The organism is Rhodopseudomonas sp. RCAM05734 (genome assembly GCF_052658035.1).
In genome coordinates, this window is record NZ_CP199742.1 from 419,951 (window position 1) to 441,021 (window position 21,071).

A 21,071-nucleotide genomic window follows, 5' to 3' on the forward strand; every position below is an offset into this window, starting at 1 on the left:
TCGATGGCTTACAGGCTCAGGCCAACCGCCACAGCTGCGCAACGGCGCCAATCAGTTCACTCTGACGCTGTTCGAGCGTTTGCAAGGTCCATTCCTTCTCGTTCAATACCTTGCTTGTGATGGCGAAATTCGACACACCAGCCTTCGTGCTGAAATATTTTTCCTTCTTTTCTACGAAATCCAGATTGCTTGCCTGTGTATTCTTGCGACGCGTTAGAAGGACAAGGTTGGCAAGCTTGTGCACCCATTGGTCACGATCAATTTCGTTGGGAAAGTCAGTCAGCCATTTACTTCCCTGTGACGGGTTTTGCGGAAGGACATGCTCCACGGTAATGATGGGATGGCTGTAGACCGCACTCCCACCCGAGAGCAGCTCGTCGAGCCTCAGCAAGAGCGGCAAGCGTATCCGGGTAACCTTGTAGATATCACCCTGCAGGGCTTGGAGGACCGCCTTCTTCTCCTCGTCATCAAGTTGCAGGGGCGAACCGGCCAAGAACAGGTCGTCGCCGGCCTGGATGGCACTGAGCAACTTTCCATACCGGCGAATTCGCTCGGAAGGATCGCTCCTCATCAGGAACAGCCCATAGGCGAGCCGTTCCAGGTCTGACAAGAAGCGGAAGATAAACTCCGGTGCCCCTCGCCTTCTGGCGATGACTTCAATGGCCGGAGGCTGCCAGTCGAAGTTATCCAAGCGGGCCAAATGAGTCGGCTGACGGTTGATTTCTTCCGCATGCTGGTAGCTTTCAAACGCCTGGTCTGTGACCTGTTCATAGGCCTCAGCGTATGGAGAAAGCTCCTTGTCGATAAAGTTGGCAGGGTCTTTGCGCGAGGGGACGAATTCCCGGAATTCCGTAATCAGGGTTCCCTGCATCTTTTGCTTTCGGTGAATCATCCGGATATGGCCGAACAGCTCGGCGAACCGCGACCTTCCTAGTTCGTCCTCAATGTCTTCCCAAATGCTCGTATAGTCATCCTGCTTGCTAACCGGCAATGCTCCGATGATCTCCGCCTTGAGGATGTCTGCGGGGGACAAGTCCAAGCCGCGCGAATTCAACACAGAGAAGATCCTAAATGCCGATTCCTGGTCGGATGCAGCAACAATGACCAAATAACATCGCTGCGCGATGTACATCGTCAGCCGTCGCCTTTGCACGTCCGACACATCTTTTAGCTTCTCGCGGAAGAAGGCGGCGTTCTCCACCATTCGCGCCCTAGCGTCGGAGTATTGGCGCGGGTCGGGGAGTTCGCTGGTCTTGGCGTCAGCTTGAACCATGGACCGAAAGAAATCAGCATCCCGATCACGTGGGGTTAAGCGAAACACATCTTCCGTCCCCTTTATCGGATCACCGGTTTGACAAATGTAGTTATGGATTGCTTGCCCGATCTTCGCATCGGCCAGATCTCGAAGAACACAAAGGAGAATTGTCAGGGTCGTTAGGCGCTGTTGTCCATCAACGACGTCGGCCGCGGGAATTTGGGGATCTTTAATGAGGACGATGCTGCCCAAGAAATATGGGCTGGCATTGGTGACGTCGCCTGCTTCGCCGCAAGCTACTGAAATATCGTCAAGTAATTCGCTAGCTTGCTCGGTCGTCCATGCATATGGGCGCTGATACGAGGGAATACGAAAGAGGTACTTGTCGCAAAAAATATCAAGTATCGGCTTCTCATTGGCTTCAATCGTATGGCGGATCATTCGGCTTCCCTGACGCTACTTTTTGTGGAGCCGCATTTAAGGCCCCGAGTTCAACATTGAATACTATTTGCGGTTGTGACCGACTATGCAATCATTTTCCACTCACATCTCCAGCGACCTCCAACGAAGCCTTTCACCACCACGATTCTGCAGGATCGCATTTCAGGGCAGCTACCGCGCCGGGCAGCGTCAGCCGCGGCCGGACGGGAGTGCAAAAGAACTAGAGGTCAGGTCATAAGCAACGGCGCAAGGAGGCTCCGGCCGAGGGACCCCTTGGGATACGGTTGGATGCCTTGCGCCAGGGCGCCTCGGTCCTAACTTCTCGGCGTTACTGGCGTGTGTTGGGGTTAGCGCACATGGGAGATGGACCGCAGACGAAGCGAGGCCGTTTAAGCCCCGTTCTGTGGGCTGAAGCGGGGCAGACAGGCAAAGGCCGTCTGGCTGCCTATGACGTTGGCAGGATTCTCAAGCTGCACCATCACATCCGATGGCACATCAGGCGCGAAAGAAGCGCTTTTGCTCACCTTTCCGCCATTGTCGCTCGCAGAGGAAATCTGGATGGGGCCTAGGCAAGATACGCTTTGGTGACGAACGTATGCCACAATGCTGTGGCTTCGCCGCTATAGTCGGTCGGCCATAAACGTTGTCTAAACACTTTCGCCTGGCGGGTCAGGCTCCCGCCGGTCATAGTGATTCAAGAAATGAAAAAGACACCGGTCAAGCCACTCACTTTCATCGACGCCTTTGCAGGGTGCGGCGGCCTATCGCTGGGCCTCATGCAAGCGGGATGCAAAGGGCTTTTCGCGATCGAACATGACCAATTCGCCTTCGAGACGCTTAAGGCCAACCTCCTGGGAAAGGATTCTCGGTATAAATTTGCCTGGCCAAAATGGTTGGCTAAGGAGCCGATTGGCATCAACAAGCTTCTGACGGGACACGCAGCCCAGCTTCGGGATTTACATGGCAAGGTTGACGTCCTTGTTGGCGGACCGCCCTGCCAAGGATTTTCTAGCGCTGGGCGCCGGAAGCACGACGACCCGCGAAACCAGCTCTTCGCCTCATACCTGAAGCTGGTCAACAGCATAAAACCTCGCGCTGTGGTCATTGAGAACGTGCGCGGCTTCACGATGGACTTCGAAAACGGAGACAATTACTCCGCGAAGCTTCGTAAGGCTCTCTCTGCTGACTATCAAATCCACGAGGCTATGCTCGACCTTTCACAATTTGGCGTGCCACAGCGGCGCGTACGTTACGTACTGCTTGCAATAGCCAAGGACACGGTCATCGATAGACCCTTTGAGACGCTTAAAGCGAGACTGCCTTCCTTCTTGCGCTCTCTCGGCATCGCAGCACCGGTATCTTCCCGCGCCGCTATTTCCGATCTCGAGATTGCAAGGAACGGGACCAAGGACTCGACCGACACCCAAGGTTTTCAGGAGACAAGATACCGGGCTCCGCTTACGACATACCAAAAAGCTATGCACGGTGGACACTCTGCCATGACAGATCTCCGCCTTGCGCGCCATTCCGACCCTATCGCAGCGAGGTTCAAGGAAATTATCGAGCTGAGCCACGCGGAAGGCCGATTGAATACGACCCTTTCGGAGGACGTTAGGGCACGGTTCGGACTTAAGAAAAGGGCATTGCGGGTACTTGACCCCGACAAACCATCGCCGACGATTACAAGCCTTCCAGACGACTTGATCCATTACAGCGAGCCGAGGACGCTAACGGTTCGTGAGAACGCTCGCCTGCAAAGTTTCCCGGATTGGTTCTGCTTCAAGGGAAAGTATACGACTGGCGGCTACCTTAGGAGGATAGAAGTCCCGCGCTTCACCCAAGTGGCAAACGCGGTGCCCCCGCTCCTAGCTCGCGCCATCGGAGAATTACTGCAGGAAATTCTAGCCCCCAAGCCTAAGCGAGCGGCATCAAGCCTGCGGCTTAAGGATCCCAAGCAGAGTCCGGAATTCCGAGCGCACGTCTAGGATCACCGTGCGGAGCACTCGCATCTCCTCCAAGCTAACCTGCTTGCCTTCTGCGTTCACGACGAGGGTTGGCTTCCCTTCCGGGACAAGGACGACGTGGCCCAACTCGTTCCTATCAGGGACGACCTCGTCGATATACCTCTTCACTCCCGCATGCGCTCCGGCGTTTGCGTGTGAGCCACCTTCCTTGAGTGCTGCGCTCAGCAGTCGCAGCCTTTCTATTGATGTAAAAAGCATGTGTGCAGCCGAGAAAGCCGCTATGTTCGTTTCCGCCCTAAGCTTTTCGGCCTGCTTATTGAGCTGGACCAACTTTTTATCCACTGCAGCAATCGCAGAAGCGACGAATGCCTTTTTGCCAGCTTCATCCATTGAACCATGAATCGATACGAGGCACTCATTGACCATGTGGTCGATGTCGCTTGTAGCACCCATGACGATGCCACGCGTATGGTCGAGGTCTAAAACCTTTTTGACCAGGGACTCAAACACCCCGACTACTTCCTCGACTAGGTCGTCGCGCGTCGTGCAGTAGACTCCTTCAAGGTCATTTTCATAGACCAACTCCCGGAGTTTATCGGGCGCTGTGTGTGCAGAGTAAAACACTACGTCCTTGTACATGATCTTTTCTCGGATGGCTTCGATAGCTTCCGGCCCCTTAACGTCCGCGCCAAGGTCCCAATCCACGAGGACCATGTCCACCTCGTCGATAAAAACGTCACCGGCGAGAAATTGCTGTAGCTCCACCATCGAATGACAGAGCTTTGGGTTGAACTGAAAGCCATGCTCCTTCATTTCACCTGCAATCTTCGTGATTTGGGACTGGATCGCCTTGGGCTGGTCATCAACCCACAGAACGTTGAAATCTAGTCTCACTTGCCCTTCCTCCCAGGGGCAATCTTAATTGTGAAGGATGCCCCCTTCCCTGATTCGTTTAGCTCAATCGTTCCGCCCATTTCACCAAGCACCTGCTTGACGTGGTACAATCCTAAGCCTGAGCCCTTGGTCGTAGTATAACCCATGTCAAAAATCCGGGCGGGATCAACACCCCGAGCAAACCCACCACCCGTGTTATGAACGTCAATTTGGAGCCCCGATTTATCTAGCTGTGAAAGAGCAAACGTAATCCTACCGGCCTTTGCCCGCCGCGCGTTACTGACGAGGTTGTCTACAATGATGGAGACATCAATGGGATTGAACCGCATTTTTAAACCTGGATGTTCGTTCTCCACCAGGATCTTCATGCGTGCACTTCCTGATACCCGTGCAATGTTCTCGATATACTCAGTTACGAATGTAGCTATGTCGCCTTCAATTTTTTCAGAGTCCAATTGGAAGTTAGCCCTCGAAGCGAAGCGGGTTACAGCCAAGACCTTGCGGTTGAGGAAGGCCATCTGCTCCAGCGCTTGCAGGACAGATTCCCTCGAAACAGTCTTCTGTCCCTGTGTCGCGGCGAGGAAATTCTCGATCTGCTGGGCTATATCGACTGCATAAATCGTAACCTGATGATGTAGGTTCAAGATTGTCGAGGCATCGATGTTTACGGCTGACTCCAAGAATTGGGCACGCCGTCTATCGATTTCTGCTGAAGCTTCCGCTTTTTCGGCACGCTCCTGGGCTGCTTCCGACGCTGCACGCTCTTGGTCGGCAATCCTTCTTGCCTCAGCCTCGGATTTCTTGAGCTCGTCGAATCGCTTCTCAGCTTTCTCCAACTTCCCAAGAAGCGCCTTGTCGTTTGATTTCTCAGCGATGGCCTTAAGGCTTACCAGGGAGGCTTCAAACTCGTTCGACCGCTCGTTCAAGAGGCCAACTAGCGTCTTGCTATATTCGATCAGTTCGATTTCGTCGTTGTCGACCAGATTGGCAACGGCCGTAGAGACGCGGGCACGTCCGGGATCCGTCAGCAATCGCGACAAATCATCCGAGTTAGCGTCTGCCGCATCAGCCCATGAGACGGGAACGACGTATTTCTCCAAGCGCATTAGGCAGTGCTTCATGACTGCCTCTCGAAGTTGCCTGGCTGCAGGCGTCAAGATGAGCCCTTGGTTACGACTAGATGCTTCCTGGAAGTCCTCGTCTGATCCATAAACGTCGATGCGCCCAATGATTTCGCGCGTTCCTAGGAAACGCGCAAAGCCCTGCTGCTTTCGTCTATCGAAACCAAACCAATCATCTGAAACCTCACCAACCGGGTAGACCCTGAATCCGTTCCGGAAAAGGAACACAGACCCGAATTGCACCGACGGCAAGCCTACGCGCCGGGCGAACGTCTGCTTGGCCGACGTGTTTAGGTAGTACAGTTCACATCTGAAGTTTGAGCCTTCAAGGCTTTTGTAGGGATTGGGCTCTCTGATCCTATAGACGATCTCACCACGATCAGTCAGGGAGGTTGTTATTTTCCCATCTTCTATTGCAACGGTGATGAAGGTTGTCTTCTCCTGCAATGCCGAGAAAATAAAATTACCCACGCCACCGTTGACTATAGCACCGGAGAGCACATCCTCACCTGCCTTAGAAGCTTTAGCCCGGACCTGCTTATCCTCGTCGGCCTCATCAGGAGCTATGATCTGGATGTTGAATCGATCCGTGCTATCACCGAACGGATTAATGAGCTTGGCCAGAGAAGCTTTAAGAGCCAAGAGGGTTTGGCGAGACCACTTATGCCGCAGTTTCCGTATTTCAATTATCGTGCCGTGGGTGAGCTTATCTTCAAATTTTCCAAGCTCCTTGGGTAACTCGAAGCTATCGGTCTCGGTGTACGTGACCGGCACTTTTTCGAAGTGTTCCTTATCGTCACGCTCAAACCTATTCCAGTCGATGTTGAGCCTATGGATGGTTCCGCTCTTCTTTGCTTTCGGCCGAGTCTGAAGCACGACCTCTCCGCCAAGCCGGTCTGAAGAGAAGCGTCCTATTCCTTTACTACCAGCGTAGTGCTGTCGATCAGCAACGATCGTGCGGAAATCCTTCGACGGAGCGCCCTGCTCCCGCTTCGAAGAATAAGCGACAAACAGCCATTTCTCAGTCAAGTCCTCGTAGGACATGCCTACGCCGTTGTCAGCGATGATTACGTTATTTGATCCGAAGTAGATGTAGACGGTATTTGCCCTGGCATCGAAGGAGTTCTTCACCAGCTCAAAGATGGCCACTTCGTCGTTGGTAATGAGTTCGCTACCCAGCACCCGCTTGAGGCCGGTACTGACGTCGAAATGCAGGAGCTTTGCGGCTGCCTTCTTCGCCTTCTGCGTCAATGTTTCGCTAGCCATCAGGCGGCACTTCCGTTTGTTTTCCTGGAAGAGGGACCAAGGTACGATGCCAAGCGATCCAACATATTTTCTTGGTCGCGAGCCTCGCACTCCCAGAGGGTCAAGACATCCCACCCTGCACTTCGCAGGGCAGCTTCATTGGCTTTGTCACGTTCCCGGTTCCGGAAGAACTTAGCCTGCCAAAATTCAGTACGGCTTTTTGGCAGGTTAGCCACCTTGCAGTTTTCATGGGCATGCCAAAAGCAGCCGTGCACGAAGACGACTTTCCGCCGCCCGGCGAACACTAAGTCGGGCTTGCCAGGCAGGTCCTTGCGATGGAGCCTAAACCTATAGCCACGGCCAAACAGTGCCTTCCGGACAGCAAGCTCGGGCTTTGTATCCTTGCCCTTGATACGCGCCATTCGCTCGCTACGCTGCTTGACAGTTAAAGTGTCCATTTAGGCCTAGCTTTTGCTTCGTATCTTTCCCTGCGAATCCTTACACTTGCGTGCTTAGTTTCGCCCACAACAACGTATCCGAGTGCGGCATATGTCTGCAACCAATATGGAGACGACTCGCACAGCGATTAATCAGACTTAAGATAGCGCCTGCGCGCCAAAGGCGAACCGCTTCCGGTTCGTAAAAGAAAGGGCCCCTCGGCCCTTCAAGAAAAGAGCCTCCATCACCGATTTCGGCTTCTTTATATGGATTATAGGAAGTCCTGCGCCTCAGGATCAACCGGCTCCTGATAGACCTCACTAAGCTGCCTGCGAGAAGCGGGCTTGGGCCGACGCACATTGATGGCGGAAGCATCCAGCCGGTTCTTGATGTGCGCCGCATAGAACTTCTCGATCATCTCGACCGAGGTCCGGCAATTCTTGGCAATCTGATAAATATCAGCACCTTCCATCAACCGCATGCAGATGTAGGTATGCCGCAGGCTGTACGCAGTCCGGCGGTTGCCATCGCGGTCCAGCTTCAGTTCGCTCTTATCAAGCAGGGCATTGAACATCTTGATGTGGTTGCCCGGAAAGACATGGTCGGTCGGCTTGGGCAGCGGCGGCTCGGTCGAAGGCGGTAACTTCGCCCTCACACGCGCCTTGCCCTGCTTTACGTATTTTGGACGCGCCATCAGCCGTTCGTAAGGCCGCACCGCGCTAGGCATGCTCTTGCAATACCCCACGCCCCGCTTCCCCCGCACCTCGATCTCCAGGATGCGGTCACCACTGCGCTCGTCCTCAACAATAGTCACGTCGCGATGCTGGAGGTTCTTGGCCTCATCCGGCCGCAACCCGGTGTTGGCCAGGAACAGGACATAATCATGCAGTTGCTCGGCGCTCCAACGGTGATGGATCTCGCTGGCCTTCGCGTGCGCACGGGTGGCTTCATAGAGCTGCTTGTATTCCTCGGGACTGAACCACGGCCGGTGCACCACCTTCCCCGAGGTCTTATAAGGTGGGGAGAAGTCCGGCAGATGCGCCAGCCATTCATGCCGGATGGCTGTCTTCATCACCTGCCGCAGCGCCACGATCTCATCGTGGATGGTGCTGCGCGCGGGAGGCTTGGGGGGAGCCGCATCGGGATCGTCGGTCGGAGCCTTGCGCGCCTTTGAGGTGGCGATCCTGTGCACCCGGTATTCCTGGACCTTGCCCGGCGTGATGGTCGACAGGCCCATGGCGCCGAAGAACGGCAACAGGTGCAGGCGCAGCTTGATCTCGTAGCCTTGCACCCAGCGCTTGCTGCGTTGACCCTCGGTGATGACTTCGTATTCTTTCAGGAACTGGTCGGCGGCCTGCTTGAAGGTCTTCTCATTGACCAGCAGCCCGGCCCGCGATTTCCCGCGCAGCTCGATGAACCAGTCTTCCGCGAATTGCTTGGCGAGGGTCAGGTCCTCTTCGCCGGTGGCGACGCGATGCTGGCGGCCCCCGACCGAGGCGGAACAGTGCCAGTACCGGCCCTCTCGCCGGTACACCTGAATAAGACCACCAAGCAGTTCATGCCGAGCCATCTCGCACCTCCTGAAGCGCATAATACCTCAAGGGAACCGGATAGTCGAATTTCGTGCTAGCACTGTGCTAGGTCGTTTTTGAGGATTTTGGGCAAAAAGAAAGGGTCAGACTCTCGTCCAACCATTTGATTTCTTTTAAGAAGTTTGGTTGCGGGGATAGGATTTGAACCTATGACCTTCAGGTTATGAGCCTGACGAGCTACCGGGCTGCTCCACCCCGCGCCAAACCTTGCACGTCTTCCAAAAAACCGAGAACGAAACGAATTCGGCGAACGCCTGAAGGCGCCGATGATCCCGTCCGGAGGCTTCCTGAGAAGGCTGCCGGGGCCAAAGCCCACGGTGCGAGGGGTATGTACCAATGCGTAGCCGGTTTGGGAAGGGCTAAGACGATCTTTTCTCGTTTTTATGACAGATGGATTTTTGCGACGCCGCGCCCCGCCGTATACGGGTTCCAGCAGCCGAAAACCGAGCCAAACCCGCGATTTCTGGCTCAATTCAGCAGAAACCCGCCATCGACGGTGATCACGCTGCCGGTCATGTAGCGCGACGCGCCGGAGGCCAGCAGCAGGATGGCGCCGTCTAGGTCGGATTCGGTGCCGATCCGGCGCTGCGGGATTCGCCGGGTCAGCTTTTCGCCCGGCGGTGTCGCCCAGAAATCGTGATTCATCTCGGTGTCGATGTAACCAGGCGCCAGCGCGTTGACGCGAATCCGGTTGCCGGCCAGCTCCAGCGCCATGGATTTGGTGGCCTGGATGATGCCGGCCTTGGAGATGGTGTAGGGCGACAGGAATTTCATCACACCGAGCCCGAGCACCGAGGCGATGTTGACGATGTTCCCCTCCTGCTGGCGGGCGATCATACGGCGGGCGATTTCGGTGGCGGTGAAATAGGCGCCCTTGAGATTGGCGCCGATCACCGCATCCCAGTCGGCCTCGGTTTGGTCGACCGCAGGCTTTTCCACGGCGATGCCGGCATTGTTGATCAGCGCGCTGACCGGCCCGAGCTGCCTTTCGGCATCATCGATGGCCGCCGTGATCGACGAGAGGTCGGTGACATCCATCTGCACCGCTACGGCGCGGCCGCCCTTGCCGCGGATCTCGTCTTCGAGGCTCTTCAGCTTGGCAGTCTGGCGCGCCGCCAGCACCACGGCGGCGCCGTGGGCGGACAGAACCCGGGCAAATTGCCGGCCCAGTCCCTGCGAGGCGCCGGTGATAAGGACAATTTCTTTACTGACGTCGAATATGCCGGACATGAGCTGTTTCCCTCTAATGCTTTGCCTACAGATACAGGGCAACGCGACAGCAGCAAACGTCCGCGCCACAACGGAATTCTGCGCAGCGAAATAACCGAGCCAGCAGGCGCGCCCATGAACAGTTTCGATGGCGTCTTCATAGTCGCCTTGCTGATTGTGACGGTCATCGGCTATCGCGCCGGCCTGCTGCGTAGTGCCGCAACCATTCTCGGCTACCTGATCGCCATGCCCATCGCCGTCTGGGTGATGTCGCTGATCGGACCTCAGATCGGCAGCAGCAACGCCACGGTCTCGGCGTCGCAGAATTCGCTCATCCTCTTTGGCATCTTTCTGGTCAGCGGTATCGTCATGGGATCGCTGCTGCGGATGGCCGTCGATGACACTTTCGGGCAGCATATCGGCCTCGGTGACCGCCTGGCCGGCGCTGCGCTGGGCGCGATCCGCGTGGTGATGATCGCGGTGACGCTGGTGCTGATCTTCGACCAGATGGTCCCTGCTGCCGTTCAGCCACCCTATCTGGCAGGATCGCGAATTCGGCCAGTCTTGTCGATGTTGGGCCAAAAGGGCTTCAAAACCCTGCCGCCCGACGTGACCGCGACCATCGCCAAGTGGAAGCGCGAATATCGCCCATAGGCGTTGCGCACCCGATCCCCGCGATGATCGGCCATGCACGGCCGACGGCCCGCCGCTCTTATCAGACCCGGGTGGACCGGCTATAACGCCCGCCATCGAACGAACCAACACCGGAGTATCAACGTGGATCTTGGAATTAGGGGCCGTCGCGCGCTGGTCTGTGCATCGAGCAAGGGCCTGGGGCGCGCCTGCGCCATCGCGCTCGCCGCGGAAGGCGTGCATGTGACGATCACTGCACGCCACGCCGACGTGCTGGCTGCAACGGCAGCCGACATCCGCAAGAGCTATCCGGACGTCGAGGTCACGGAAGTGGTCGGCGACATCACCACGATCGAGGGCCGCGCGCAGGCGCTGAAAGCCGCGGGCCAGATCGATATTCTCGTGAACAATGCCGGCGGCCCGCCGCCCGGCGATTTCCGTGACTGGACCCGCGACGACTGGATCAAGGCCATCGACGCCAACATGCTGACGCCGATCGAGCTGATCAAGGCGACGGTGGACGGCATGATGGAGCGAAAATTCGGCCGCATCGTCAACATCACCTCGGCCGCCGTGAAGGCGCCGATCGACGTGCTCGGGCTGTCCAACGGCGCCCGCAGCGGCCTCACCGGCTTTGTCGCCGGCCTGTCGCGCAAGACCGTACGCAACAACGTCACAATCAACGGCTTGCTGCCCGGCCCGTTCGCCACCGACCGCATGGCCGGCGTCGCCGCCGGTCAGGCCAAGGTCGCCGGTATCACGGCCGAAGAGATCCTGAAGAAGCGAGCCAATGAAAATCCGGCCGGCCGCTTCGGCGACCCCGAGGAATTCGGCCTCGCCTGCGCCTTCCTGTGCGGCGCCAAGGCCGGCTTCATCACCGGCCAGAACATCCTGCTCGACGGCGGCGCCTTCCCCGGCACCATGTAAAATTCGCCGTCTCGCGACTGCTGTCGTCACCCGGCCTGCGCGCAATTGCGCGCCAGGACCGGGTGACCCAGTATTCGCAGGTGTCGGCGATGGTCGCTTCAGCTGTCGTTCACTGCATCGCCCGGTCAAGCCGGGCGACGACAGTTTTGTCCATGGCCGATTGTCAGCCTTTCAACTTACCGGCGTGGTGCGCTCGTCGGTCCAGGTTTCGCCGAACGCACTCAGCCCTTCGGCAAGAAAGTCGCTGAGCAGGGGCTCGCCGAGCAGATAGCTGGCGGTACGCCCGTTGGCGCCGTCCGCTGCTTCGCGGCGCAGATCGTCCCACTCCTCGATGGTGCCGTCGCCGCGGCCGAGCCGCATCAGGGCGACCAGATCGATCTGCTCGTCTTCGCTCATGGCGTTGATGAAGCTCGTGATCTCCTTCACCACCGGGTCGCCACCGCCATCGTCGAGGACGTCGATCATGTTGTCATCGGCGCCGTTGGAGCCGGAATCGGGATCGGAGGCACCTGCCTTGACGTCGAACTCCCGCGCTTTCTCGATCAGAAAGCCGACCTGTTCGGTGGAAACGTTCAATTCGGGCATCGCGAGCTCCTCGGGTTGCGCTGGGTTATAAACGCAGTGTCATCTAGGATGATCCATTGCGTCATTGATCTAAAACCAGCATCTTTCCGAACAAGACCAAGACGCAGGGAAAGCGCACGGAATGCAATGGACGGTGGGCAAGGTCAAGATCACCAAGATCGCCGAGATGGAGACCACGGGCGGCACCCGCTTCATCCTGCCGCAGGCCGGCCCGGATGAGGTCAGGGCGCGGCCCTGGCTGATCCCGCACTTCGCCAATGACGAAGGCCGCCTGAAGATGGCGGTGCAGTCGCTGGTGCTGGAAACCCCTTCGCAACGCATCGTGGTCGACACCTGCCTCGGCAACGACAAGCAGGGCCGTAAGGTGGCGATCTGGAACAATCTGCAAACCACGTTCCTGAACGACATGACTGCGGCGGGCTTTCCGCCTGACAGCATCGACATGGTGCTCTGCACCCATCTGCATGTGGACCATGTCGGCTGGAACACCCGGCTCCTCGACGGAAAATGGGTGCCGACCTTTTCCAATGCACGCTATGTGTTCGGCGAGCGCGAATATGCTCACTGGAAGGCCTGTAATGCGAACGAGGATGTGCCGGAATTCAACGATTCCGTGCAGCCTATCGTCGATGCCGGCCGCGCCGATCTTGTCGCCAGCGACCGGCAATTATCCGATGAGATCACCCTCATTCCGACGCCGGGCCACAGTCCCGGTCATATGAGCGTCCATATCCGGTCGGAGGGCGAGGAGGCCCTGCTCACCGGCGATGTCGCGCATCATCCCATCCAGATGGCGCATCTCGATTGGTCGTCAACCGTCGACAGCGATCCGCTCGCCGCCGCGGCCACCCGGCGCACTCTTTTCACGCGCTTCGCCGACACCCCGACGCTGGTGATCGGCGGCCACTTTGACGCCGGCTTCCTCAAACGCGATGGCGACGGCTTCAGGCTGGACGCCTTCTCCGAAGCCACCCGCGTAAGCGGTTGAAATCCGCCGCACACTGTTCCATGAGAGATCAATAGTAACCGGGAGAGAAACCATGAAACTCGTAAGATACGGCGCTGCAGGCCAGGAAAAGCCGGGACTGATCGACAAGGCCGGCAAGCTGCGCGACCTGTCTGCCCATGTGACGGATTTCAGCGGCGAGGCACTGTCGCCCGCCAGCCTTGCCAGGATCGCCGCGCTCGACCCGGCGTCGCTGCCGGCGGTCGATGGATCGCCACGGATGGGATCGCCGATCGGCGGCCTGCCGAAGTTCATCGCCATCGGCCTGAACTATGTGGACCACGCCAAGGAAGCCGGTATGGCGATTCCGAGCGAGCCGATCGTCTTCATCAAGGCCAACAACAGCCTGTGCGGTCCCAACGACGACGTCGAGAAACCGCGCGGCTCCACCAAGCTCGACTGGGAAGTCGAACTGGCCATCATCATCGGCACCAAGGCGAAATACGTCACCGAAGCCGACGCGCTGAACTACGTCGCCGGCTATGCCGTCTGCAACGACGTGTCCGAGCGCTTCTTCCAGATCGAGCGCGGCGGCCAGTGGACCAAGGGCAAGTCGCACGACACCTTCGGACCGCTGGGTCCGTGGATGGTCACCAAGGACGAGGTCGGCGACGTTCACAAGCTCGGCATGTGGCTCGACGTCAACGGCAAGCGCTGCCAGACCGGCTCGACGGCGACCATGATCTTCAACGTGCCGAAGATCGTGTCGTATCTCTCCGAGGTCATGACGTTGCTCCCGGGCGATATCATCACCACCGGTACCCCGCCCGGCGTCGGCATGGGCATGAAGCCGCCGCAGTTCCTCAATGTCGGCGACGTCATGACGCTTGGCATCGAAGGGCTGGGCGAGCAGAAGCAGAAGGTCGTTGCGGCTTAGGGGGTTCTGCACTCCCGTCATCCTGAGGAGCGCGCGCCCCTTGCGCGCGCCTCGATGGATGGTGGCGTGCGCTGAACATGCATCCTTCGAGGCTCGTCGTCGCGACGCGATGCGTCGCCACGACGAGCGCCTCAGGATGACGACATCAACTGTTGAAATCGAAGGATACTTCCATGAAACTCACCTACTCGCCGGCGTCGCCATTTGCGCGCAAGGTTCGCATCAGTGCCATCGAACTCGGACTGATCGACCAGATCGAATTCGTCACGGCAAAAGTCGTGCCCGGCGAAGCCAACGACCAGTACATGCATGACATCAACCCGGTGAAGAAGTTGCCGGCGCTAATCCTCGACAATGGCGATGTCATCGTCGATTCCTATGTCATCGTCGAATATCTCGACGAACTGGCTGGCGGCGGCAGGCTGATCCCGGCGTCCGGCCCGACGCGATGGCAGGTGAAGAGCAATCATTCGATCCTGCAGGGCATGCTCGATTCGATGCTGCTGTGCCGCTACGAAAAGATGGTGCGGCCGCAGGGCCTGCAGTGGCAGGCGTGGTCCGACGATCACTGGAATCGCGCCTGGCAGGGCATGGCACGGTTCGAGGGCAAGCCCGACGTGCTCGACGGACCGTTCGACATCGTGCAGATCGGCCTTGTCTGCGTGCTCGGCTATGCAGATTTCCGCTTTCCGGATTGCGGCTGGCGCAAGGCCTATCCGAAGCTCGATGCCTTCCATCAGAAGATGCTGCAGCGGCCGTCGGTCAGCGTGTCGCTGCCGCCGGCCGCGTAAACGGGAGACTCCGGTATGGCCCTCCGCTTCGATCTCGGCGACATCACCATTCACCGCATCATCGAGCAGGAGACCACCTTCCTGCCGGCGCTGGAGCTACTGCCTGGCCTGACGCCGGAGGTACTGGACGAGAACCGGGCGTGGATGCGTGCGATCGGTGCACTCGATGCGCAGGACGTGCTAATGCTGTGTTTCCAGTCCTACGTGGTGCGAACACCGCACCACACCATCCTGGTCGACAGCCGCATCGGCAACGACAAGCCGCGGCCGCGACCGACGTGGAACATGAAGTCCGACGACACCTACATGCGTGCGCTCGCCGCTGCGGGACTTGGTGTCGAGGACATCGACGTGGTGATGTGCACGCACCTGCATGTCGACCACGTCGGCTGGAACACCCGCCTGCTCGATGGCCGCTGGGTGCCGACGTTTCCCAATGCGCGCTACGTGTTCGGCAAGACCGAGTTCGATCACTGGACCGCACAGAACGCAACAACGCCCGTGGCGCCGTTCGCCGACAGCGTGTTGCCGGTGGTGGAAGCGGATCGCGCCGATATCGTGGCCGACGATCATGAGATCGGCGACCATGTGCGGCTGATGCTGACGCCCGGTCACACGCCGGGCCATGTCGCCGTCGTCTTCGGTCGCGGCCGTGATGACGCGGTGGTCAGCGGCGACCTGATGCATTCGCCGATCCAGACGCGCTATCCGGAGATGTCGGTGAAGTTCGATGTCGATCAGGCGCTGTCGGCGGCGACGCGACGCAATTTCCTCGAGCGTTATTGCGATACCGAGACGCTGTGCTGCACGGCGCATTTTCCGTCGCCGTCGGTCGGAAAAATCCGTCGCAGAGGCAGCGGATTCTCTTGCGACGCCGTTGCGGCAAACCCGTGACGAAGTTGCGGCAGGTCAGTCGAACAGCGACGGCGTGTAATTGACGTAGGCGCCCTCGATGGCCAGCAGCTTCAGCTTGGTCACCACCCCGCCATTGGCGGAAAATCCGCCGGGCTTGTCGCCGGCGGCGAGCACCCGGTGGCACGGCACCACGATGGGGCACGGATTCTGTCCCAGCGCCTGGCCGACCTCGCGCGACAATTCGACGCCGCCGAGCTTCTTGGCGATGTCGCCATAGGTCAGCGTCCGGCCGGGCGGGATGGTTCGCGCGATCTTGTAGACATTGCGATTGAAGGCGGGGACCTCATCGAGATCCAGCGCAACCGCGGTCAGGTCGGTGGCCTTGCCGGCCAGCAGCGTGACCATGCCATCGATGGCCGCCTGCACCGCGACGGGCGGTGCCGCCTCGGCGATATCGGGATAGCGCTGCCGGAGGCGAACCAGGGTTTGCGCGTCATCGGGCTGCGGCAGTTGCACGGCGGCGATGCCGCGATGCGCCCAGACGACGCCGCAACGGCCGATGGCAGTGTCGAACAGGGTGAACTGGGCATCGGGCATGGCGACGGCCTGCGTGGAGCACTGGACCGTCAATCTATGGGATTCCAGCACCGCCTCCAACCCGATTCCCGGGACGGCAGGTCGGTTCGCGCCCGTTCTAGCTGGCCGGGTTCTGCGACGGCATTTCGGAGGCCTTCTGGGTAAAGGCCGCGCCGAGTGCTGCAAGGATCTCCCTGGTCGCGACGAACATGAAGGGGCCCTGCTCGGTATCGAAGGCGATGCCGACCACGTTGGGATCTGGCTGGTAATCCAGCAGGCTGTAGCCCTTCAGCGGGAGGGCGGGCCGGTCCTTCGGCTTGGAATTGCTGGGCATGTCGGTCTCGCGGGTCGGTGAAAGATGACGTGGGCTTAGACAACAAAGCAGACTGCGCCAAGCCCAAATCCGAAAGCCCCCATCCGAACCGGCGGCAGCGCCGCCTCCCCGAGGGAAACGGCGCTGCGGCACATCAGGAGCGTATTGCGCCCGGACCTAGACCGTCGAGATGTTGTCGATCGGGCTGATGTCGCCGACGAAGCGCAGCAGATCGGCCATAGTGAAGTCGCCCGGCGTCTTCGACGGCAGGGTCGGCTTCCAGCTCTTGCCCTTCAGCCACAGATAGGACTGATGGTCGCCATGGACGAGGCCGACGAACACCTCGGCCACCAGCGTCGCGCCGACCGGCCCGAGCTTCTCGCCATTGCCGCGCTGCTCGGCCTCCTTTAGAATGTAGTACCACAGCGGCGTCTGCTCGTGCAGGCCGTGCTTCTTGGCGACAGCACCGTCAGGTCCCTTGGCGATCTCGGCCGCAGTGAGCGGATTCTTGATCTTCATCGCCTTGGCGATGTCCTGCCCGGACGGCAGACCCAACAATACGCCGCGCTTGAGATTGCGGAACGGCAGGCTGCCGCCGCCGCCGGGAAGCGTGTGCAGCGCCGGCACCACGAACGGATCGAGCCTGCGCGACGGGTTGAGCGGCACGCCGGCCGGATTGGAGCCCAGCACCTCGTGGAAGCGGCGCCAGTCGATGATCCAGTTGCTGGGCAAGGCAGAGACCGGCGTCGGTGCGGTCGGCGGGTTCGGCGCGAGCTCGCCGATGATACCGCCTGACAGGCCGGTGAAGGAGAACAGCAACTGCAGCGAGGCCGGCGCCACGCCGCCGGGCGTGAAGATGCGGTTGTGGCTGTAGACCTCGCGCACCATGCTGTGGCCGAGCCGATAGGCCGCTGCCGAGAATTCGACCGGCATGAACGGCGTCTTCTTGAAGCGATAGAAGCGGCGGCCCTGCTCGAGGATCTTGGCGACGATGCCCTTCTCGGTGATGCGTTCGACGAAATCATGCAGCACCATCCATTGATAGTGCCAGGTCACGATCTGGCGCGCCTCGGTGAAGATGGTGTTGAGCGGTTTGCCCTGGGACACCAGGAGGTCGCAGACCTTGTTGTGGAACTTGAGCATCGCAAGATGAGTCTGGGCGACCAGCAGGTTCTCGTCGTTGCGGTGATCCCCGATCAGCGCAAAACCCTCCGGGCTGCGCGGCAGGTCGTTGCGATGCTCGCCGGTGATACCGCCGAGAGCGACGTTGATGTTCTTGCCGATCAGAAGTTTCGGGCCGGGATTCTTGCCGTCGGCATCGCCGGGATTGCGCGCATACAGCTGGCGACTGCCGTCGGGTCCGAGGCCGTAGACATTGTCGAGATCGAGCGCCGGGGTGCGGAAGTTCTCCACCGCATTGGGATCGGCCTCCTTGTCGCCGAACGAGGTGAGATCCAGCGTGATATCATGATCGACGAACTGGCCGAGATAGGTGAAGCCCGACGGCACCTTGGTATTGTTGCCGGCGGCGTCGTCAGGATTGGCGTCGCGCATCGCGTCGGCGAGTTCCTGTAGCGCGGCGTCGTCGACCGCCAGCGGCGGCAGGCTGGGAAACATGCGCCCGAACATGCCGGGATCATCGTTGCCCGACAGCGAATCGAGAAATGCGCGGGTCGGGTGGCGGCCGGCTTTGCCATGGCCGGGTTGAACGTTCACGTCTGTAGCCATTGTTGCACTCCCTGAATGAGATTCAAATCGAGGAAGATTGAGGTGATGGACTCCGACGGTAATCAGCAGCGCCGCAACACGACGCCGGGAAATGAATGTTCACGTTTGGAGGGGTCTGAGCGAGAGCTGGAAACGTTCAAACAAAAATCCGGACCGCGGAAATTGTGATTTTGCGGAACGCATCAGGGCGCCGCGATCGCGCGCATGTGGCGCGAGGCGACCCGGCTGGCGACAATCGCGCAGCTATGTTCAGGGAAGCAGGACGTCAATGCTAGCGACGGGCGGTCTCGTAGGTCAGCCGGAGTTCCGCGTCGGTATAATAGCACACACCGCCATCGAGATCGCGGACCATCCATTCGCCGAGATAGACGATCTGCACGCCGCTGCGCCGCTCGTGACGCAATTCGAGCTTGCCGTCGCTGTCGCGCTGCAGGGAGCAGCTCGACTGCACCCAGCTCGGCCATTCAGGCAGTGGCTGGCCGATGAACTGCCAAGCGACCAGCGTGGCTGCGGGAGGGCGCGGCTTGAGATGCACGATGGTGTCCACGGTATCTCCGATTCTCGTTACCCGGTAAATCTATAACGCAGAGGGTTGAGAATGGTTTACCGGACGTAACCGGGAGATTGCGGAGATATGCGGCGCAGGCCGCGGAATACCGCGGCGGCGCCCGGGGGCCCGGGCCGCGGAGCAATACGCCGCAGAGCAGCGTAGTGCGCCGCAGGGGCCCATTCCGTGGAAGAACATGGGTCCCTGTGTAGTCGGGATCTGTCATGATGGGTGCGGGCGGGATGCCGTTGGGCCCCTGGTCATGAAGACCGTGATCCGGCTTGGCACCCGCCCGCGCTACATTACCCACACCTGAACAGTTGATCGAGGCCGTTCGCCGCGGACCTCGCAGCACAGGGACAGGCATCATGATCATACATCCTGGCTTCGTTGGAATCGATATCTCCAAGGACTTTCTTGACGTCTTCGACAGCAACATCGGCACGGTGCGCCGCATCGACAACCTCCCCGAGGCGGTCAACGCCTTGATCGCGGGGTGGGCCGGCAGCGATGTATTCGTGCTGTTCGAGGCCACCGGCCACTACGACAAGGCGCTGCGCCGGGCCTTGAGCGCGGCCGGCATCGCTTTCGCGCGGGTCAACCCCGCCCGCGCCCGGGATTTCGCCCGCTCCATCGGCTTGCTCGCCAAGACCGACGCAATCGACGCGCGGATGCTGGCGGCGATGGCCCAATGCCTGCGGCCCGGCGCCGACGGCACCACCGACCCGGCGCGGGAGCAGCTTGCCGACCTGCACAAGCGCCGCGATCAGCTCGTCGCCTGCCGCAAGCAGGAGCGCACCCGCCTTGCCGCAACCGGCGCCGACCTGCTGGACGAGCTGATGCAGCATATCGCCTGGCTCGATCAGGCTATCCAGCGCATCGATCGGCGGATCGCCACCCTGATTGCCGGGCAGCAGGGCCTGCACGCCGCACAACGCCTGATGCGCTCGGTGCCGGGCATCGGCCCGGTTTGCGCCGCCACGCTGTTGGCACTGATGCCGGAACTCGGCTCCCGCTCGCCAAAGGCCATCGCCGCTTTGGCTGGACTGGCGCCCTTCAATGTCGATAGCGGCAAGTTCCGCGGTGCCCGCAAGATCCACGGCGGCAGGCGCCGGGTCCGCGAAGCCCTCTACATGGCGGCCGTCTCCGTCACTCGAACCAAATCCCGGTTCGCAGCAGCCTATCGTGCCCTGAGAGACGCGGGCAAACCCGCCAAAATCGCCCTGATCGCCGTCGCTCGCAAGCTGCTCGTCACCCTCAAGGCGGTGCTTCGTGATCAAGCGCCCTTTCACGCTTGATCACGAAAATTACAGTTGCCGGATCTGCGAAGCGGCACATGGTGCCGTATCGCGTCCGGGACACGGGAAGGACTATTCGTCTTCCTGCATGGCGGCGAACAGCTTGTCGTAGTACTTGCCGACCAGGTCGATGTTGGCCTTGTTCTCGATCGCCGGCGGCGGCGACTTCAGCGCCCCGTTCAGGTCTGCCAGCGCTTCCTTCTTGTCTTTTTCCGGCATTTTCTTGTCGGCCTGCACCGCGACGATCTGGCTCTTGATCACGGCGTCCGGCCCGACATAGGCCTTGGTCTTGGGATCGAAGCCAGCCAGCACCAGGCTGATATTCTCGATCACGACATTGTAGTCGGCATAGTCCGCAAAGCCGTATTTCTTCACCACGCCGTCGAGCTGCGTGATCACCTTGGGATCCGGATTGGCCGAAGCCTGCTCGGGCAGTTTCGCGGTGACGGCGTCGAGATCCTTCTGCGCGGCCAGCACGGATTCGATCTGCTTGTCGGTCAGCGCGATCTGCTTCGGCGCGGGCATCTCCGGCGCCGGTGCCGCCGCCGGGGCGGGCGCAGCCTGCTTGGCAGCAGGCGCCTGTTTCGCGGACTGCGCCTGCACCGAGCCGCTGCCGATGGCCGACATCGCAGCGAAGGAGATCGCAAGGCTGCCGGTCGCGAGCACGGCAACGACAGGACGAACGAAGGAACGCATGGCAATCTCCTCGGCAATGACGCGATCTGAGCGGGGGCCGTCAGGCCCGCGTGCGAGGATGGAATGCTGCAGCCGAATCG

Annotated in this window: 20 protein-coding genes and 1 tRNA gene; 8 read left to right on the plus strand and 13 right to left on the minus strand. The window is 59.8% G+C overall.

What is annotated here, in order from left to right; translation table 11 throughout:
- Positions 1 to 16: 16 nt before the first annotated feature.
- The gene (locus tag ACUXVA_RS02175; protein WP_445490626.1) at positions 17 to 1,696 is read right to left on the minus strand and encodes a DUF262 domain-containing protein; all 1,680 of its coding nucleotides are present in this window, start codon (positions 1,694 to 1,696) and stop codon (positions 17 to 19) included.
- A gap of 701 nt (positions 1,697 to 2,397) precedes the next feature.
- On the opposite strand from ACUXVA_RS02175, the gene ACUXVA_RS02180 reads away from it, so the two are divergent.
- Positions 2,398 to 3,681, plus strand: coding sequence for a DNA cytosine methyltransferase (locus ACUXVA_RS02180; RefSeq protein WP_445490628.1), 1,284 nt, complete (start codon positions 2,398 to 2,400; stop codon positions 3,679 to 3,681).
- On the opposite strand, the gene ACUXVA_RS02185 is transcribed toward ACUXVA_RS02180, so the two are convergent.
- The 6 genes from ACUXVA_RS02185 to ACUXVA_RS02210 all read right to left on the minus strand — a co-directional run bounded on the left by ACUXVA_RS02185 (position 3,625) and on the right by ACUXVA_RS02210 (position 10,180).
- Positions 3,625 to 4,554: a hypothetical protein gene (locus tag ACUXVA_RS02185; protein ID WP_445490630.1), complete on the minus strand. Its 930-nt coding sequence runs from the start codon at positions 4,552 to 4,554 to the stop codon at positions 3,625 to 3,627. The genes ACUXVA_RS02180 and ACUXVA_RS02185 overlap by 57 nt on opposite strands.
- Positions 4,551 to 6,941 carry an ATP-binding protein gene (locus tag ACUXVA_RS02190; RefSeq protein WP_445490632.1) on the minus strand — a complete coding sequence of 797 codons (2,391 nt, stop codon included), beginning with the start codon at positions 6,939 to 6,941 and terminating at the stop codon, positions 4,551 to 4,553. Before ACUXVA_RS02190 ends, ACUXVA_RS02185 begins: the two co-directional genes overlap by 4 nt.
- Positions 6,941 to 7,378 (minus strand): very short patch repair endonuclease, encoded by a 438-nt coding sequence (locus ACUXVA_RS02195; RefSeq protein WP_445490634.1) that lies wholly within the window; start codon positions 7,376 to 7,378, stop codon positions 6,941 to 6,943. Before ACUXVA_RS02195 ends, ACUXVA_RS02190 begins: the two co-directional genes overlap by 1 nt.
- A 251-nt stretch (positions 7,379 to 7,629) precedes the next feature.
- A complete protein-coding gene (locus ACUXVA_RS02200; RefSeq protein ID WP_445490636.1) occupies positions 7,630 to 8,928 on the minus strand; it encodes a tyrosine-type recombinase/integrase in 1,299 nt (432 codons plus the stop codon).
- A 145-nt stretch (positions 8,929 to 9,073) separates the two neighbouring features.
- Positions 9,074 to 9,150, minus strand: a tRNA-Met gene (locus tag ACUXVA_RS02205).
- Between the two features lie 268 nt (positions 9,151 to 9,418).
- Positions 9,419 to 10,180 carry an SDR family oxidoreductase gene (locus tag ACUXVA_RS02210; protein WP_445490638.1) on the minus strand — a complete coding sequence of 254 codons (762 nt, stop codon included), beginning with the start codon at positions 10,178 to 10,180 and terminating at the stop codon, positions 9,419 to 9,421.
- A 114-nt stretch (positions 10,181 to 10,294) separates the two neighbouring features.
- Between ACUXVA_RS02210 and ACUXVA_RS02215 the strand changes: the two genes are divergently transcribed.
- Positions 10,295 to 10,813 (plus strand): CvpA family protein, encoded by a 519-nt coding sequence (locus tag ACUXVA_RS02215; RefSeq protein WP_265081774.1) that lies wholly within the window; start codon positions 10,295 to 10,297, stop codon positions 10,811 to 10,813.
- A gap of 123 nt (positions 10,814 to 10,936) precedes the next feature.
- Positions 10,937 to 11,719, plus strand: coding sequence for an SDR family oxidoreductase (locus ACUXVA_RS02220; RefSeq protein ID WP_265081773.1), 783 nt, complete (start codon positions 10,937 to 10,939; stop codon positions 11,717 to 11,719).
- A gap of 171 nt (positions 11,720 to 11,890) precedes the next feature.
- Here the strand turns inward: ACUXVA_RS02220 and ACUXVA_RS02225 are convergent, their stop codons facing one another.
- On the minus strand, positions 11,891 to 12,304 hold the full coding sequence (locus tag ACUXVA_RS02225; protein ID WP_265081772.1) for a DUF3775 domain-containing protein: 414 nt from the start codon (positions 12,302 to 12,304) through the stop codon (positions 11,891 to 11,893).
- A 121-nt stretch (positions 12,305 to 12,425) separates the two neighbouring features.
- Between ACUXVA_RS02225 and ACUXVA_RS02230 the strand changes: the two genes are divergently transcribed.
- From ACUXVA_RS02230 to ACUXVA_RS02245, 4 genes are all read left to right on the plus strand, one after another.
- Complete coding sequence (locus ACUXVA_RS02230; RefSeq protein WP_265081771.1) at positions 12,426 to 13,292, plus strand: MBL fold metallo-hydrolase; 867 nt, start codon at positions 12,426 to 12,428, stop codon at positions 13,290 to 13,292.
- Positions 13,293 to 13,344: 52 nt separating this feature from the next.
- A complete protein-coding gene (locus ACUXVA_RS02235) occupies positions 13,345 to 14,187 on the plus strand; it encodes a fumarylacetoacetate hydrolase family protein (protein WP_265081770.1) in 843 nt (280 codons plus the stop codon).
- A 173-nt stretch (positions 14,188 to 14,360) separates the two neighbouring features.
- Positions 14,361 to 14,978 carry a glutathione S-transferase family protein gene (locus tag ACUXVA_RS02240; protein ID WP_265081769.1) on the plus strand — a complete coding sequence of 206 codons (618 nt, stop codon included), beginning with the start codon at positions 14,361 to 14,363 and terminating at the stop codon, positions 14,976 to 14,978.
- Positions 14,979 to 14,993: 15 nt separating this feature from the next.
- Entirely contained in the window at positions 14,994 to 15,872 is an 879-nt protein-coding gene (locus ACUXVA_RS02245) for an MBL fold metallo-hydrolase (RefSeq protein WP_445490642.1), read from the plus strand.
- A 15-nt stretch (positions 15,873 to 15,887) separates the two neighbouring features.
- On the opposite strand, the gene ACUXVA_RS02250 is transcribed toward ACUXVA_RS02245, so the two are convergent.
- From ACUXVA_RS02250 to ACUXVA_RS02265, 4 genes are all read right to left on the minus strand, one after another.
- Positions 15,888 to 16,430 (minus strand): methylated-DNA--[protein]-cysteine S-methyltransferase, encoded by a 543-nt coding sequence (locus tag ACUXVA_RS02250; RefSeq protein ID WP_265083547.1) that lies wholly within the window; start codon positions 16,428 to 16,430, stop codon positions 15,888 to 15,890.
- A 97-nt stretch (positions 16,431 to 16,527) separates the two neighbouring features.
- On the minus strand, positions 16,528 to 16,743 hold the full coding sequence (locus ACUXVA_RS02255) for a hypothetical protein (RefSeq protein WP_265081767.1): 216 nt from the start codon (positions 16,741 to 16,743) through the stop codon (positions 16,528 to 16,530).
- 156 nt (positions 16,744 to 16,899) lie between these two features.
- Positions 16,900 to 18,450, minus strand: coding sequence for a peroxidase family protein (locus tag ACUXVA_RS02260; protein ID WP_445490644.1), 1,551 nt, complete (start codon positions 18,448 to 18,450; stop codon positions 16,900 to 16,902).
- Positions 18,451 to 18,721: 271 nt separating this feature from the next.
- Entirely contained in the window at positions 18,722 to 18,997 is a 276-nt protein-coding gene (locus ACUXVA_RS02265) for a hypothetical protein (protein ID WP_265081765.1), read from the minus strand.
- Positions 18,998 to 19,365: 368 nt separating this feature from the next.
- Between ACUXVA_RS02265 and ACUXVA_RS02270 the strand changes: the two genes are divergently transcribed.
- Complete coding sequence (locus ACUXVA_RS02270; protein WP_265082392.1) at positions 19,366 to 20,295, plus strand: transposase; 930 nt, start codon at positions 19,366 to 19,368, stop codon at positions 20,293 to 20,295.
- Positions 20,296 to 20,367: 72 nt separating this feature from the next.
- Here ACUXVA_RS02270 and ACUXVA_RS02275 read toward each other — a convergent pair whose 3' ends face one another.
- Positions 20,368 to 20,991 (minus strand): hypothetical protein, encoded by a 624-nt coding sequence (locus ACUXVA_RS02275; RefSeq protein ID WP_265081764.1) that lies wholly within the window; start codon positions 20,989 to 20,991, stop codon positions 20,368 to 20,370.
- Positions 20,992 to 21,071: the final 80 nt, after the last annotated feature.

What these genes read in the sequence shown, in the direction of transcription:
- ACUXVA_RS02215 (WP_265081774.1), top strand. Translation starts at nt 10,295, where the DNA reads ATGAACAGTTTCGATGGCGTCTTCATAGTCGCCTTGCTGATTGTGACG.
- ACUXVA_RS02180 (WP_445490628.1), top strand. Translation starts at nt 2,398, where the DNA reads ATGAAAAAGACACCGGTCAAGCCACTCACTTTCATCGACGCCTTTGCA.
- ACUXVA_RS02225 (WP_265081772.1), bottom strand. Translation starts at nt 12,304, where the DNA reads ATGCCCGAATTGAACGTTTCCACCGAACAGGTCGGCTTTCTGATCGAG.
- ACUXVA_RS02250 (WP_265083547.1), bottom strand. Translation starts at nt 16,430, where the DNA reads ATGCCCGATGCCCAGTTCACCCTGTTCGACACTGCCATCGGCCGTTGC.
- ACUXVA_RS02190 (WP_445490632.1), bottom strand. Translation starts at nt 6,941, where the DNA reads ATGGCTAGCGAAACATTGACGCAGAAGGCGAAGAAGGCAGCCGCAAAG.
- ACUXVA_RS02255 (WP_265081767.1), bottom strand. Translation starts at nt 16,743, where the DNA reads ATGCCCAGCAATTCCAAGCCGAAGGACCGGCCCGCCCTCCCGCTGAAG.
- ACUXVA_RS02195 (WP_445490634.1), bottom strand. Translation starts at nt 7,378, where the DNA reads ATGGACACTTTAACTGTCAAGCAGCGTAGCGAGCGAATGGCGCGTATC.
- ACUXVA_RS02275 (WP_265081764.1), bottom strand. Translation starts at nt 20,991, where the DNA reads ATGCGTTCCTTCGTTCGTCCTGTCGTTGCCGTGCTCGCGACCGGCAGC.
- ACUXVA_RS02230 (WP_265081771.1), top strand. Translation starts at nt 12,426, where the DNA reads ATGCAATGGACGGTGGGCAAGGTCAAGATCACCAAGATCGCCGAGATG.
- ACUXVA_RS02175 (WP_445490626.1), bottom strand. Translation starts at nt 1,696, where the DNA reads ATGATCCGCCATACGATTGAAGCCAATGAGAAGCCGATACTTGATATT.
- ACUXVA_RS02200 (WP_445490636.1), bottom strand. Translation starts at nt 8,928, where the DNA reads ATGGCTCGGCATGAACTGCTTGGTGGTCTTATTCAGGTGTACCGGCGA.
- ACUXVA_RS02210 (WP_445490638.1), bottom strand. Translation starts at nt 10,180, where the DNA reads ATGTCCGGCATATTCGACGTCAGTAAAGAAATTGTCCTTATCACCGGC.
- ACUXVA_RS02270 (WP_265082392.1), top strand. Translation starts at nt 19,366, where the DNA reads ATGATCATACATCCTGGCTTCGTTGGAATCGATATCTCCAAGGACTTT.
- ACUXVA_RS02235 (WP_265081770.1), top strand. Translation starts at nt 13,345, where the DNA reads ATGAAACTCGTAAGATACGGCGCTGCAGGCCAGGAAAAGCCGGGACTG.
- ACUXVA_RS02260 (WP_445490644.1), bottom strand. Translation starts at nt 18,450, where the DNA reads ATGGCTACAGACGTGAACGTTCAACCCGGCCATGGCAAAGCCGGCCGC.
- ACUXVA_RS02240 (WP_265081769.1), top strand. Translation starts at nt 14,361, where the DNA reads ATGAAACTCACCTACTCGCCGGCGTCGCCATTTGCGCGCAAGGTTCGC.
- ACUXVA_RS02245 (WP_445490642.1), top strand. Translation starts at nt 14,994, where the DNA reads ATGGCCCTCCGCTTCGATCTCGGCGACATCACCATTCACCGCATCATC.